This window comes from Nonomuraea sp. NPDC052129 (assembly GCF_040680095.1).
Taxonomy (GTDB): domain Bacteria; phylum Actinomycetota; class Actinomycetes; order Streptosporangiales; family Streptosporangiaceae; genus Nonomuraea.
This window is the reverse complement of record NZ_JBFAVX010000002.1, coordinates 154,392-167,390: the sequence shown is the minus strand read 5'-3', so window position 1 is coordinate 167,390 and position 12,999 is coordinate 154,392. Positions and strand designations below refer to the sequence as shown.

Below are 12,999 nucleotides of genomic sequence, written 5' to 3'. Positions count from 1 at the left end.
CGACGGACGGGATCAGTTGCCGGGCGGCGTTGGGAAGTCGACGATCTTGCAGGGTTCGATCGGCCCAGTCGTCAGCCGTCCGGTGAACGTCCAGACGACTCCTCTGGCCGAGGTCGGCTGCACCGGGGTCTGGGCGACCTCGATCATCGCGATCTGTCCGGGCTTGATGTAGCGGGGATAGATGGTGATTCCACGCCTCGGGCGGATCGCGCGGTAGGAGGCGCTGCGCTCGATTCGTTCGCGGAGATCCTCCTTGCCCGTGGAGGGTTCGCCTTCACCCGCGAGGAAGGGTGCGCGATCGCCTCCACACCCCTTGCCTAAGGGCAGGTAGGTGATGTCGGCGGTTACGCCCAGATCGGCCAGGTCGCTCTCGACCCGCTCGGGATCACGGAACTCGTTGATCTGGAGGGTGATCGACCCGTCGGGGTTCTTCGTCAGCGCGTATGCGGGCACTTCTGATCCGATCGCTACGGGTACGATCACGCTCGCCGCGATGGCCGCCCCTGCCAGGACGCCGCCCAGTGCGAGCCGTCGTCCGCCCAGTGCCGAGAGTCCCGGCATCCGAGCATGCCCCCGCTGTGCTCGGCCGGACAGAACAGATGACGTCCAGCGCCTCTTTCGCGGCGTGGCCGATTCCAGCAGCCGGAGTCGTTGCCGGGCCAACGACGGGGGCGGCTCGTGTTCCAGCTCTTTGATGAGAGTGGTCAGTTCATCCATTGGTGTGCTCCTTCAACGGGTTGATGCCGCCCATGGCTTCGCGCACCATGCGGCGGGCTCGGTTGAGCCGTGATTTGACCGTGCCGACCGGGATGTTGAGCGCCCGGGCCGTCTCCTGGTAGGTCATGTCGCTCCAGGCGATCAGGAGCAGCACGTCCCGGTCGCCTCGCGGCAGTCGCGAGAGCGCCTGCAGCAGGACGGGCCGCGACCCCTGGGCGGCGAGCACACGGGTGATCGCCTCCTCTGGCCCGTCCACGGCCTGGACGGGCGCTTGCCGTCGCAGGGCCCGGTAGCGGCTGACCTCGGCCCGGCGGTGCCGGATGATGAGCTTGGTGGCGATGCCGAGCAGCCAGGGCCGGGCATCGAGGTAGGAGACGTCATATGACCCACGCCGGCGAAATGCGATCAGGAACGTCTCTCCGACCAGATCCTCGGTGAGCTCGGAACCGAGCCTGAAGGAGATGTACCGATAGAGCATCGCGGCGTAGCGGTCGAACAGCGTGGCGAATTTCTCCGGGTCATCGAGAGAACTCGTGATGATGTCGGCGTCCACCAGCTGCGACGTGTCCGTCACCATAAATGATCATGTTTCGTCATGAAGACCCCTTCTCCGATGTCGTCCATGTCTTGCCACGACCGCGTCAAGTGTTCACGGGACGCCGTAGGACCGTCTGGTGCGCTCAGCAAGGGTCCACGATCTACAACGTGCAGGGGGGCGGTCGTTCACCGAGGGCGACTCCCGCAAGGGAATGATCGTGTTCGAGGTGCCGGAGCCGGCGAAGCCGGTCAAGTATCCGTGCACGCTGAACGGCGGCTTCGCCGATCAGAAGGGGGCTCGGCGGCAGGAGCCGGGCGAGCGGGTGGCACCTGTCCCGCGCCGGACGGCAAGCGTTAGGGCAGCAGGTGATCTGTCCGTGCCGACCCTGTCACGGATGCGCTCACCGCGTTTGGCCGGCAACCTCTTGCTGTGGTTTTCCGCAGGAGAAGTAGGCGGAGCACCTCATTCTGCCGCGGGTCGGCCTTCCATAGCGTTGGGCCCCATGATGCAGACGATGATGAACGTGCTGGTGGCGGTAACCGTCGCGACGGGTGGTCAGGGCGCCGGGATACGTTCCGAGCTGGAGAAGATCGTGGATGGCAAGGGGGCCACTGCCGCTTTGGCACGGGTCTCCGACCGCGACCGGACCTGGTCCGGCGCCGTAGGGATGCGCGACATCAAGCGCGGCGGGCAGCCCTCGCCCAGCGGGTACTTCCGGATCGGCAGCGTCACCAAGACGTTCGTCGCGACCGTGGTGCTCCAGCTCGTGGACGAGGGCGAGCTGCGGCTCGACGATCCCATTGATCAGTACTTGCCGGGGCTGGTACCGGGCGGAGAACGCATCACCGTCCGTCAACTCCTCAACCACACCAGCCATTTGTCCGACTACATGAGCGAGCCGGGATACTCGACCAACCGGTGGCGCGGCGACGCGCGGTTCCGCTCCTACCAGCCGCGAGAGCTGCTGAAGGTGGCTTTCGCCAAGAAACTGCCCGATGACGGGAAGTGGCACTACTCCAACACCAACTACGTGCTACTCGGGCTGCTGGTGGAGAAGCTGACCGGAAGGACCTACGGCGAGGAGGTCAGGCGCCGCATCCTGCGGCCGCTGGGACTGCGCCACACGGTGGTGCCGGGCGACCGGGCGGGAGTGCCATCGCCGCACGCCAAGGGGTACGAGCCGCTGCCCAACCTCGTGGATGCGACGCGGATGAACCCCTCACTCGACTGGGCGGCGGGCGAGATGATCTCGACCATGGCGGACCTGGAGCGGTTCATGTCCGCCCTGCTGGGCGGCAAACTGACCAGCGCCGAGTCGCTGCGGGCCATGCGTACGACCGTCGACACGAAGGCCGGATTCGCCTATGGGCTCGGCCTGCAGGCGTACACGCTGCCATGCGGCACGGTGTGGGGTCATAGCGGCGAGCTGATCGGATACCTGACGTTCGCGTTTCGCTCCGACTCGGGCAAGTCGCTGACCATGTCGTTCAACCCCTCTACCCGAAACCCGTCCACGCAAGAGGTCATGGGCATCGCCGTCAAGGTGTTCTGCGGGGGCGCGGGCTGAGGACCTCTTCAAGACCGGCCAACCACGACCAAGCAATTCCGCCACCCCCGCCACGGTGTAAGGGTTATAGTCCAATTTTATCGGTTACTAGGAAGAGGGTGAGGCATGCGGATCTCCATCACCGACTATGCCCTGGGGGCGGCTGTGGCCGGCGACCTGGCCAATACCTCACCCACCGTGCAGACCACGGCCGGGGAGGCTCTGCCGACCCCTGAAGCGTTGACGCGGTTCCTCACGGGGCACGGGCTTCGACTCGACGCCCTGGCGGATGGGCGACCGCCGACCGATGACGACGTCCGCGAGGTTCACCTGCTGCGCCGGGAGGCGCGTGGCGTCGTGGAGACCGAGACGGAGGACCAGGCCGTCGCCGGCGCTGCCGTGCTGGCCAGGCGGGCCGGTCTCAGCCCGGTGCTGGACCGCGATGCCGGCGGGCGGTGGCAGTGGCACGTCCCGACCGCACCAGGTGCCTCGCCGGCCGAGGAGTTGGCCGCGCTCATCGGTGTCGGGCTGCTCGGGGCCGTCCGCGCCCTGGGCCACGGCCGGTTCCGCGCCTGCGTCGCGCCGGGCTGCCGCGGTGTGTTCGTCGACACCAGCCGTGGGGGGCGCCGCATTTACTGCATGCCTGACTTGTGCGGCAACCGGCTCAACGTCGCCAATCACCGCGCACGGCACCGGCTGGGCAGCGCTGCCGGGTGAGAGACACTCTGACGGCATAAGGAGAACTCCATGCAAGACCCTAGGGACAGCACAGCAGCTGGCCCGGTCGGTGAGTCACCAAGCGAGCCACCGCTCGTCGGCCCGGTCGGTGGGCCACTGAGCGAGCCACCGCTCGTCGGCCCGGTCGGTGGGCCACTGAGCGAGCCACCGCTCGTCGGCCCGGTCGGTGGGCCACTGAGCGAGCCACCGCTCACAGCCGCCCTCCAGCTCCCGGACGGCTCTTGGATCCGCGGCCGCGGCCTGCGCCATCCGCTGCCGGAGGGGCCGGTGCCCGACTTCGGCCTGTACCTCGGCTCCGACCGGCTCCGCCGTCGCCACGAGAGCGAGCTGCGGTGGCCCCACGCGTGGATCCAGTGGCCCGACTTCCTGCTGCCTCGCGACCACGATCTGGCCGTGCGGCAAATCCGCGCGCTGCATGAGCGGGCGCGGGCGGGTGCCGCGGTGGAGGTCGCCTGCGGGGGCGGCGTCGGGCGCACCGGCACGGTCGTCGCCTGCCTCGCCGTCCTGGCCGGCCTCGACCCGGCCGAAGCTGTCGCCTGGACGCGCGAGCACCACCACCATCGGGCCATCGAGACCCCGTGGCAACGCCGCTGGGTACTACGCTTCCCACCGTCCCCTCGCGCCGCCTGACGTCGCCCCCGGGACCCTCTTATCCGCGCGACCAGGGTCCTGATCCTGAGACATCACCCTGAGCTTCGCCGGTCAGCAGGTGCGCCATCAGCTGCGAGAGGCGTTATCGCAGTCCGGCGGCATGTTGGTGGGAATTTCCGCATTGATACCGGGATCTCAGAAGGGCGAGTGGACGCTCCCGACGATGTCGAGCGGGCGTGAAAAGCGAGCTGGTGACCTACCGAATCGGCAGGTCACCAGCTCGATCGGTTGAACAGCTCAATCCAGATAGTCACGCAGCATCTGCGCCCGGGTCGGGTGACGGAGCTTGGCCAGCGTCTTCGACTCGATCTGCCGGATGCGCTCCCGGGTGACGCCGAATTCCCTGCCCACCTCCTCCAGCGTGCGCGGATGCCCGTCGGCCAGGCCGAAGCGGAGCTGGATGATGCGCTGCTCACGGTCCGACAGCGTCGCCAGGATGTCGTCGAGCTGGTCCTGCAGCATGATGAAGGCCGCCGCCTCCATGGGCACGACCGCGTCGGCGTCCTCGATGAAGTCGCCGAGGTCGGAGTCTTCCTCACCGATCGGCGACTGCAGTGACACCGGCTCCTGGGCGATGCGCTGGATCTCCACCACGCGATCGACCGGGAGATCCATCTCCTTGGCGATCTCCTCGGGCGCGGGCTCACGGCCGAGGTCCTGGTGGAGCTGCCGCTGCACTCTGACGAGCTTGTTGATCGTCTCCACCATGTGTACCGGAATGCGAATGGTGCGCGCCTGGTCGGCTATCGCACGGGTGATCGCCTGCCGGATCCACCAGGTGGCGTAAGTGGAGAACTTGTATCCCTTGGTGTAGTCGAACTTCTCCACCGCGCGGATGAGCCCGAGGTTGCCTTCCTGGATGAGATCGAGGAAGAGCATTCCACGGCCCACATAACGTTTGGCGATCGAGACGACGAGCCTGAGATTCGCCTCGATGAGGCGCTGTTTCGCCCGAGTGCCCTGCCAGACGAGCTCCCTGAACTCGGGAAAGGCCAGCCGTGATACTCCGCTGGCCAGCTTGTCCTCGGCGAACAGACCGGCTTCGATCGACTTGGCGAGCTCCACCTCCTCTTCGGCTGTCAGCAGCGGCACCCGGCCGATCTCCCGCAGGTAGATACGGACTAGATCGCTGGTCGGCGCCCGCTTGCCTACGTCTTCCTCGTCGGCGCGGGTGGTCTCTTCCTCTCCCTGGGGTTCGAGAACCTCCACGCCGTTCTCCGCGAGCATCCGCACGACGCGTTCCAACGCGTCGGACGGCAACTCTGAGCGGTCAAGCGCGGCTGCGACGTCATCGACGGTTACGCTTCCGCGCTCCCTTCCCTTCGCGACGAGGTCCGCCACTTGATCTACGGATGGCGGTCCACTTGGCAGTACCGATGCACCCACGGGACACAGTCTGCAGTATTGCTTCCGTAAAATGGCAGACCCATTTTTGTAACCGAAGGTAAGGCCGTGGCCCTTACCAAATTGAGATCGCTTAAAGGTTTAGCGGCAGTTTGATCAGGAAAGTAAAGTCAATTACGCGGTCGAGTAAGGAGTGTCCGGGGCGGGGTTGTCGCCGGACACCAGGCGCAGCCTGCCCGGATGCCTTCTGACACCGCTGTCTCGCACGGCCGGTGAAGGATTTCGCCACAGCCATCTGGATTCAACAAGTTCCCGACATCTTGTGCTCGACAACTCTCGAACGAGCCGTTACAGAGGCCATTCGCGGCTCATCATCCGCCGACTGGCGACGCCAAAGCGGATGCGCACGGGCCCGCCGAAACCCTGACCTGGTTGCCGCGGCTGCCCGTGAAAGCGTCCCCAAACCCCTCAGCTGCCCGCAGCCCGGTCCCGGAGCACTCTGCGCTGCTGCTCCAGCGCCACCAGCTCGCCGAACAGCCGGTTGTAGTCCTGCTGCTCATCCACCGGGTTGAGCCGCTGGATGCGCGACTTGACCTGAGCGATCGCCCGGTCGACCGCGATGGCCTCGATCGCCGCCAGCATGGCCGCCCCGTAGCGCTCCTCGGTGTGGGAGTCGGCCCGGATCGCCTCGACCGCGAACCGGGTCACCAGCGCCCGCGTCACGTCGTCGTGGCACTGCTCCAGCAGCCGGTCGACCCACTCCCGACCGCCGTGGCCCGCCGACGCGGCGCCGCCCGCCGCGGTGATCACCTGGTGCACCAGCACGTGGTCGGGCGCGGTGAACGCCCGCGGGTCGAGCGCGTCGAAGCGGGGACCGAGCAGCGCGGGCCGCTGGATGGCCAGCTTGAGCAGCTCGCCCTCGACCCGCACGTTGGGATCGACGGGCGCGGCCTGCGGCGCCCGTCGCGGGCGGCCCTGCTGAGCCCCGCCGACCTCGGCGATGCGCTGCATGACGAACCGCTCGTCCATGAAGCCGAGCCACCGGTCGAGGTCGATCGCGTAGCGCTTGCGCAGGCCGACGTCCTTGATCCCGGCCACGATCGGCGCCGCCGCGTCGAGCGCGGCGATCTTGCCCTCGTTGCTGCGCAGGTCGTAGCGGGAGATCGTGCTGCGGATGGCGAACTGGAACAGCGGCTCGCGGCTGGCGATCAGGTCGCGCACGGCCGCGTCGCCCTGCTTGACGCGCAGGTCGCACGGGTCGAGCCCGTCGGGCTGCACGGCCACGTAGGTCTGGGTGACGAACTTCTGCTCGTCGGCGAACGCCCGGAGCGCCGCCTTCTGCCCGGCCGCGTCGCCGTCGAAAGTGAAGATCACCTCGCCGCGGAACTCCGCCTGGTCGAGCAGGAAGCGCCGCAGGATCTTGATGTGCTCCTCGCCGAACGACGTGCCGCAGGTGGCGACCGCCGTCGGCACCCCGGCCAGGTGGCAGGACATGACGTCGGTGTAGCCCTCGACGATGACCGCCTGGGACCGCTTGGAGATCTCCCGCTTGGCCAGGTCGATGCCGTAGAGCACCTGGCTCTTCTTGTAGAGCGGGGAGTCGGGGGTGTTGAGGTATTTCGGGCCGTCGTCGGAGTCGAGCAGCTTGCGAGCCCCGAACCCGATCACGTCGCCCGTCGCGTCGCGGATCGGCCAGATCAGCCGCCCGCGGAAGCGGTCCATCGGCCCGCGCCGACCCTCCTTGGCCAGCCCGCCCTTGACGATCTCGTCGGCGGTGAAGCCGCGCCCCAGGAGATGCCGTGTCAGCCCCTCCCATTCGTTGGGCGCGTAACCCACGCCGAACATCTCAGCGTCGGCCCGCTCGAACCCCCGCTCCGACAGGAACCGCCGGCCGGGCGCGGCCTCCGGGCCGAGCAGCTTCTCGGCGTAGAACTCGGCGGCGGCCTTGTGCGCCTCGATCAGCCGGGCCCGCTCGCCGTGGTCGCGCCGCGGCACGTAGCCGCCCTGGTCGTATTGGAGCTGGATCCCGGCACGCTGCGCCAGCCGCTCGACCGCCTCGCCGAACGTCAGGTGCTCGATCTTCTCAACGAACGTGATGACGTCGCCGCCCTCGGTGCAGCCGAAGCAGAAATACATGCCGCGCTCGGGCGTGACGTTGAAGGATGGGCTCTTCTCATCATGGAACGGGCACAATCCCTTGAGGTTGCCGCCGCCCGCGTTGCGCAACTGGATGTGTTCGCCGATCACATCGGCGATGGGTGATCGCTCACGAACGAGCGCGATATCGACGTCACGGATCCTGCCAGCCACGCCGGTGAGTCTATTCCTGAGCTACGACAACCGTCCCCACCCGGGCTCATGACTGCCCTCCGTGAGGTGACGGTGACCTGGCGGTAAGAGGATGTCACCGTCGCGTCGCGAAAGGCGGAAATCTGTCGGGAGCACTTCCCCGGTCGGCTACAAAGGTAAATGTTTGCGGTGGACACGTCGACACGGGTGGAGATCATGCGAGCGGGGCATCTCGGATGTTGGGCGGCTTTAGCGGGCGCCGCGCTGCTGGCGAGCGCCTGCTCGCCACAAACCACCGGAGTGGCGGGCGTCAGCGCGCAGTCACCCACGCCCCCGGGAAGCGCGAGCCCGTCCGTCACCGCCACCATCCCCTCACAGACACCCCCCTCGCAGAACTCGACCGCCGATCCCCAGTCGGCCGAGACCCCGCCCAAGGGTGAGGACCCGGTCAAGATCCCGCCGCCGAAGCTGTCCAAGTACACCTACGCCTTCCCCGTCCAGGGCTGCCGGACGACCTACCAGCGCCAGCTGCTCGTGCTGCCGAAGACGGTGATCTGGGCGGGCAAGGGCTGCGCCTTCGTGGCGCCGGTGGACGGCGTGGTCGACGAGGTCAACACCCTGAACAAGTGGTCGCCCACCACCGACGTGGGCGCCTATCGCGAGGGCCGCTTCGTCACGATCATCGGTGACGACGGCGTCCGCTACCTCGGCGGGCATCTCGACGCCGTGGCCGACGGCCTCAAGCCGGGCGTACGGGTGAAGGTCGGACAGATGCTCGGCCGGGTCGGCAACTCGGGCAACGCCCGCGACACCGCCACCAACCTCTACTTCGCGATCTCCTGGAAGACCGGCCCCGCCTACTGGTGGGTGCGCCGGGGCATGGTGAACCCCTGGGACTACCTCGACGCCTGGCAGTCCGGCAACAAGACGCTGTCTCCGAAGGAGGAAACGCTGAAGATGCGCGGCCGGCTGGGCGAGACGCCGCGCTGCGCCGTTCAGTGCGCGTCGAAGACGGTGACGGAGCCCAAGAAGAAAAAGAAGACCCGCGTCAAGCCGACTCCTACGCCGATCATCGTCGACCCGACGTGAGTCTCAACCCTCGACCCGACGTGAGTCTCAACCCTCGACCCGACGTAAGTCTCAACCCTCGACCCGACGTGAGCCTCATCGCCGATCCGACGTCAGCTCCTTCGGGTCCACGGTCACTCCGGAGCGGATGAGCTGCTGGATCTCGCTGACGACGTCCCAGACGTTGACGTTCATGCCGGCGACGACCTTGCCCTCGCGCAGCCAGTAGGCGACGAACTCCAGGTCGGGTACCGAACCCCGGTAGACGACCTCGTCGTAGCCCTGGATGTCGCCGGAGAACTCCATGCCCAGGTCGTACTGGTCGGTATAGAAGTACGGCACGCGGTCGTAGGAGACCTCCTGGCCCAGCATGGACCTGGCCGCGGCGGGGCCGCCGTTCAGCGCGTTGGCCCAGTGCTCGACCCGGATGCGCCGGCCGTACAGGGGATGGAACGACTCGGCGACGTCGCCCGCGGCGAACACGTCGGGATGCGAGGTGCGCAGGGCGGCGTCCGTGAGGATGCCGCTGCCGACCTCCAGTCCGGCGTCCCGGGCCAGCCCGACCTCGGGCTCCGCGCCGATGCCGACGATGACGAGGTCGGCGGTCAGGCGCTCGCCGGAGCTGAGCCGCACGCCGGTCTCGGTGATCTCCGCGGCGCCGGTGCCGGTGCGCAGGTCGACGCCGTTGCGCCGGTGCAGCCCGGCGAAGACCTCGCCGAGTTCGGCCCCGAGCGGCCGATACAGCGGCGTGGGGTCGGGCTCGACGATCGTGACCTCACAGCCGGCCTTGCGGGCCGCCGCGGCGGTCTCCAGCCCGATCCAGCCCGCGCCGACCACGATCACCCGCTCGGCGTCGGCGAGGCGCGCCTTGAGCGCCTCGCTGTCCTCGACCGTGCGCAGGCAGAGGCCCGGTCCGGGCAGGCGCCGCGGCCTCGCCCCCGTCGCGATCAGCAGTTTGTGGTACGGCTGGCGCGAACCGTCGGAGAGCCGGACCGCGTGCTGGCCGAGCTCGAGGCGCGTGACCCGCAGGCCGGTCCTGAGGTCCACGCCGTTGTCGGCGTACCAGCCGGCGCCATGGACGAAGATCTTCTCCCGCTCGCTCTTGCCCAGCAGGTATTCCTTCGACAAGGGCGGTCTCTCGTAGGGGCGTTCGGACTCCGCGCCGATCAGCACGATCTCGTCGTCGGAGCCCTCTTCCCGCAACGTCTGCGCCGCCTTGGCCCCCGCCAGTCCCGCGCCGACGATCACATATGTAGCCATGGCCGCAGTATCCGCCCGCCGGGGGTCATCGGGAAAGACGCTTGTGCCAGGCGATGGCGGACGTGTCGGTGAGAGAGGCGATCTGGTCGATGACCACCCGGACGCGGGCGGCGTCGTCGGGCGCGCCGAGGTAGGTGGGCCGGAAGGCGGGCTCCAGGGTGGCGGGCGCGCCGAGCGTGATCAGCGAGGCCAGCTCGGTGATGAGGTCGCGCTGCCTGGCCTGGTTGGCGTGGTGGTCGTCGGTGGTCATCACGTAGTGGGCGGTGATGCCCTTGAGGATCGCGCACTCCAGCCGCGTGGCCGTGGGGACGACGAGCTCCGCGCGGTGCCGCGAGGCGTACGCGTCCTTGGTGGCGGTCTGGGCGGAGCGGCAGAAGCGGCCGATGAGGCCGCTCGTCAGCGCCTTGAGCCCGGCCAGGTCGGCGAAGGTGGCCTCGAAGCGGCGCGGCCAGAGCGGGGTGGCGATCAGTGCGGCGAAGACGGCCTCGAGCTCGCCGAGGTCGGCACTGGGCGCGTACCAGGTGCGGGCGATCTCACAGACCGCGCGGCGCTCGGCGGCCGACAGGAGCGCCTCGGGCGTCACGTGGCCGGAGTGCAGCGCGTCCTCCAGGTCGTGGACGGAGTAGGCGACGTCGTCGGCCCAGTCCATGATCTGCGCCTCGAAGCTCACCCGGCCGTCGGGGGCGCCGTCCCTGATCCACTCGAAGACCGGCAGGTCGTCGTCGTAGACCCCGAACTTCGGCGATTTATCGCAGGTCCACGGATATTTGATGGAGGCGTCGAGCGCGGCCCTGGTGAGGTTGAGCCCGGCGCTGCGGCCGTCCTCGGTGAGGACCTTGGCCTCCAGCCGGGTGAGCAGGCGCAGGCTCTGCGCGTTGCCCTCGAAGCCGCCGCACGAGGTGGACAGCTGGTTGAGCGCCACCTCACCGTTGTGACCGAAGGGCGGATGGCCCAGATCGTGCGCCAGGCAGGCGGTCTCCACCAGGTCGGGGTCGACGCCGAGCGTCGCGCCCATCTCCCGGCCGACCTGGGCGCATTCGAGCGAGTGGGTGAGCCGGGTGCGCGGGATGTGCTGGCCGCCGCCGAGCGTCTCGCCGGGCCCCACGACCTGCGTCTTCGCGGCCAGCCTACGCAGCGCGGAGCTGTGCAGGACCCTGGCGCGGTCGCGTTCGAATGCGCTGCGCTCCGGGTTGCCGGGAGGTTCCGGCACCCACCGTGCCTGGTCGTGTTCGTCGTAACGGGCCATAAGAGCTGTGATTTTATCCAGTTTCCGGTCTCCGCTAGTGTCGACCCTCGCGAGAACCCCATTCCCCGGGAGCCCCTCCTCCATGACCACAGCGTTCCGGGCCGTGCTGGCCTTCGCCCTGCTTGCCGGCTTCTACGTGCTGGTCGGCCTCGTGCTGGTCGCGGCTGTCTTCTTCGATGTGCTGCTGCTGGTCGACTTCCACGTCAACGGCCTCAAGTACGCGGTCATCCTGACTCTGGCGGGGGCCGCGCTCGTGCGCGCCCTGATCATGGTCAGCCGCCGCAAGGACGGCGAGCAGCCGGGCGTGCTGGTCGCCCGCGAGCACGAGCCCGCGCTCTGGCAGGTGGTCGACGACCTGTCCCAGCGCGTCCGTACGGCGCCGCCCGACGAGATCCGCCTGGTGCCCGAGGTCAACGCGGCCGTCGCGGAGGACACCCGCTTCCTCGGCATGAAGGCCACCCGGCGGCGCATGTACGTCGGGCTGCCGCTCCTGCAGACCCTCACGGTCGACGAGATGCGCGCGGTGCTCGGCCACGAGCTGGGCCACTACAGCGGCGCCCACACCCGCCTGGGCGCGCCGGTCTACCGGGGCCGGGAGGGGCTGATCGCGACCGTCGAGGGGCTCGCCGGCAACCCGTACGTCCAGCGGCTGTTCAAGTACTACGCCAAGCTCTACATGCTCGTCTCCCAGAGCGTGTCGCGCGGGCAGGAGCTGGAGGCCGACCGGTTCGCGGTGGCCATCGGCGGTCGCCAGGCGATGTCGGAGGCGCTGCGCAAGATCCACAGCACGGCGACCGCCTGGAAGATCTACGCCGAGGGCTACCTGTCGATGACCGGGGCGGGCGGCAACCGGCCCGCGGCGGTGTTCGGCGGGTTCCACGCGCTGATGAGCGACCCGGCCAGGCAGGCCGAGGTGGCCAAGCTCGGCGAGGAGCCGCGGGAGACCTCCCTCTACGACTCCCACCCGAGCCTCGCCGACCGGCTGGCCGCCATCGAGCTGCTTCCGGAGCCGGAGCACGTACCCGACCCGCGCTCGGCCCTCACGCTGCTGCGTGACGCCAACGTGGCGGTGCAGGCGGTCGAGCAGTCGATGTGGACGCCAGAGGCGCTCACATCGCTGCGGGCGGTGTCGTGGGAGGAGCTGGTGTCCCAGGGCATGTACGCGGCCCGCAACGCCGAGGCGCTCAACGACCTGGCGCTGGCCGGGCAGCGGGTGCTGGGCGCCACCCGGCCCTACCTCGACGCGGCCTTCGAGGTGATCGCCAGGGGGCGGCGGCCGGAGCTGGAGGAGAAGCTGCGCGAGCTGGGCTGGAACCCGTCGGAGACGCTGCTGGCCGGGGTGCTCGGGCAGGCGCTGGAGGCGGTGCTGATCCAGCACGGCCAGGCCCGGTGGACGCTGTCGTGGGCGGGGCCGGCGCGGCTGCTGTTCGACGACGGCGAGGAGGTGGCGCTGTCGGAGTACGCGGCCCAGGTCGCGGCCAACCCGTCCGCCGTTCCCGGGCTCCGGAAGTGGCTGGGCGACCTGGGCATGCGTCACGACTACGTGCCCGCCACGCTGGAGCAGGCGGAAGCGACCGTCTAGCCCGGTCGACCGCTATGCTC

General features: G+C 68.7%; 11 protein-coding genes. 5 read left to right on the top strand and 6 right to left on the bottom strand.

The features are described 5' to 3' along the window. Nucleotides 1-12: 12 nt before the first annotated feature. Both AB0L53_RS05670 and AB0L53_RS05665 read right to left on the bottom strand, forming a co-directional pair. On the bottom strand, nt 13-717 hold the full coding sequence (locus AB0L53_RS05670; RefSeq protein WP_363990798.1) for a hypothetical protein: 705 nt from the start codon (nt 715-717) through the stop codon (nt 13-15). Then, nucleotides 710-1,294, bottom strand: a complete 585-nt coding sequence (locus tag AB0L53_RS05665) for a sigma-70 family RNA polymerase sigma factor (protein WP_363990795.1) — start codon at nt 1,292-1,294, stop codon at nt 710-712. The genes AB0L53_RS05670 and AB0L53_RS05665 overlap by 8 nt, the downstream gene beginning before the upstream one ends. A 463-nt stretch (nt 1,295-1,757) precedes the next feature. Between AB0L53_RS05665 and AB0L53_RS05660 the strand changes: the two genes are divergently transcribed. The 3 genes from AB0L53_RS05660 to AB0L53_RS05650 all read left to right on the top strand — a co-directional run bounded on the left by AB0L53_RS05660 (nt 1,758) and on the right by AB0L53_RS05650 (nt 4,169). After that, on the top strand, nt 1,758-2,822 hold the full coding sequence (locus AB0L53_RS05660; RefSeq protein ID WP_363990792.1) for a serine hydrolase domain-containing protein: 1,065 nt from the start codon (nt 1,758-1,760) through the stop codon (nt 2,820-2,822). A 105-nt stretch (nt 2,823-2,927) separates the two neighbouring features. After that, a complete protein-coding gene (locus AB0L53_RS05655; RefSeq protein ID WP_363990789.1) occupies nt 2,928-3,518 on the top strand; it encodes a CGNR zinc finger domain-containing protein in 591 nt (196 codons plus the stop codon). Between the two features lie 195 nt (nt 3,519-3,713). After that, a complete protein-coding gene (locus tag AB0L53_RS05650; protein WP_363991929.1) occupies nt 3,714-4,169 on the top strand; it encodes a protein-tyrosine phosphatase family protein in 456 nt (151 codons plus the stop codon). A gap of 258 nt (nt 4,170-4,427) precedes the next feature. Here the strand turns inward: AB0L53_RS05650 and rpoD are convergent, their stop codons facing one another. Together rpoD and dnaG are read right to left on the bottom strand one after the other, a co-directional pair. Further along, nucleotides 4,428-5,531, bottom strand: coding sequence for an RNA polymerase sigma factor RpoD (gene rpoD / locus AB0L53_RS05645; protein WP_214638280.1), 1,104 nt, complete (start codon nt 5,529-5,531; stop codon nt 4,428-4,430). 471 nt (nt 5,532-6,002) lie between these two features. Then, complete coding sequence (gene dnaG / locus AB0L53_RS05640) at nt 6,003-7,844, bottom strand: DNA primase (RefSeq protein ID WP_363990785.1); 1,842 nt, start codon at nt 7,842-7,844, stop codon at nt 6,003-6,005. A gap of 168 nt (nt 7,845-8,012) precedes the next feature. Between dnaG and AB0L53_RS05635 the strand changes: the two genes are divergently transcribed. Continuing rightward, nucleotides 8,013-8,912 carry a M23 family metallopeptidase gene (locus AB0L53_RS05635; protein ID WP_363990781.1) on the top strand — a complete coding sequence of 300 codons (900 nt, stop codon included), beginning with the start codon at nt 8,013-8,015 and terminating at the stop codon, nt 8,910-8,912. A gap of 75 nt (nt 8,913-8,987) precedes the next feature. Here AB0L53_RS05635 and AB0L53_RS05630 read toward each other — a convergent pair whose 3' ends face one another. After that, nucleotides 8,988-10,151 (bottom strand): FAD-dependent oxidoreductase, encoded by a 1,164-nt coding sequence (locus tag AB0L53_RS05630; RefSeq protein ID WP_358535815.1) that lies wholly within the window; start codon nt 10,149-10,151, stop codon nt 8,988-8,990. Nucleotides 10,152-10,176: 25 nt separating this feature from the next. Beyond that, a complete protein-coding gene (locus tag AB0L53_RS05625) occupies nt 10,177-11,397 on the bottom strand; it encodes a deoxyguanosinetriphosphate triphosphohydrolase (RefSeq protein ID WP_363990777.1) in 1,221 nt (406 codons plus the stop codon). 82 nt (nt 11,398-11,479) lie between these two features. Here AB0L53_RS05625 and AB0L53_RS05620 point away from each other — a divergent pair, with 82 nt between their 5' ends. Further along, on the top strand, nt 11,480-12,979 hold the full coding sequence (locus AB0L53_RS05620; protein ID WP_363990774.1) for a M48 family metallopeptidase: 1,500 nt from the start codon (nt 11,480-11,482) through the stop codon (nt 12,977-12,979). Nucleotides 12,980-12,999: the final 20 nt, after the last annotated feature.

What these genes read in the sequence shown, in the direction of transcription:
- AB0L53_RS05660 (WP_363990792.1), top strand. Translation starts at nt 1,758, where the DNA reads ATGATGCAGACGATGATGAACGTGCTGGTGGCGGTAACCGTCGCGACG.
- AB0L53_RS05625 (WP_363990777.1), bottom strand. Translation starts at nt 11,397, where the DNA reads ATGGCCCGTTACGACGAACACGACCAGGCACGGTGGGTGCCGGAACCT.
- AB0L53_RS05655 (WP_363990789.1), top strand. Translation starts at nt 2,928, where the DNA reads ATGCGGATCTCCATCACCGACTATGCCCTGGGGGCGGCTGTGGCCGGC.
- AB0L53_RS05620 (WP_363990774.1), top strand. Translation starts at nt 11,480, where the DNA reads ATGACCACAGCGTTCCGGGCCGTGCTGGCCTTCGCCCTGCTTGCCGGC.
- AB0L53_RS05630 (WP_358535815.1), bottom strand. Translation starts at nt 10,151, where the DNA reads ATGGCTACATATGTGATCGTCGGCGCGGGACTGGCGGGGGCCAAGGCG.
- AB0L53_RS05670 (WP_363990798.1), bottom strand. Translation starts at nt 717, where the DNA reads ATGGATGAACTGACCACTCTCATCAAAGAGCTGGAACACGAGCCGCCC.
- AB0L53_RS05665 (WP_363990795.1), bottom strand. Translation starts at nt 1,294, where the DNA reads ATGGTGACGGACACGTCGCAGCTGGTGGACGCCGACATCATCACGAGT.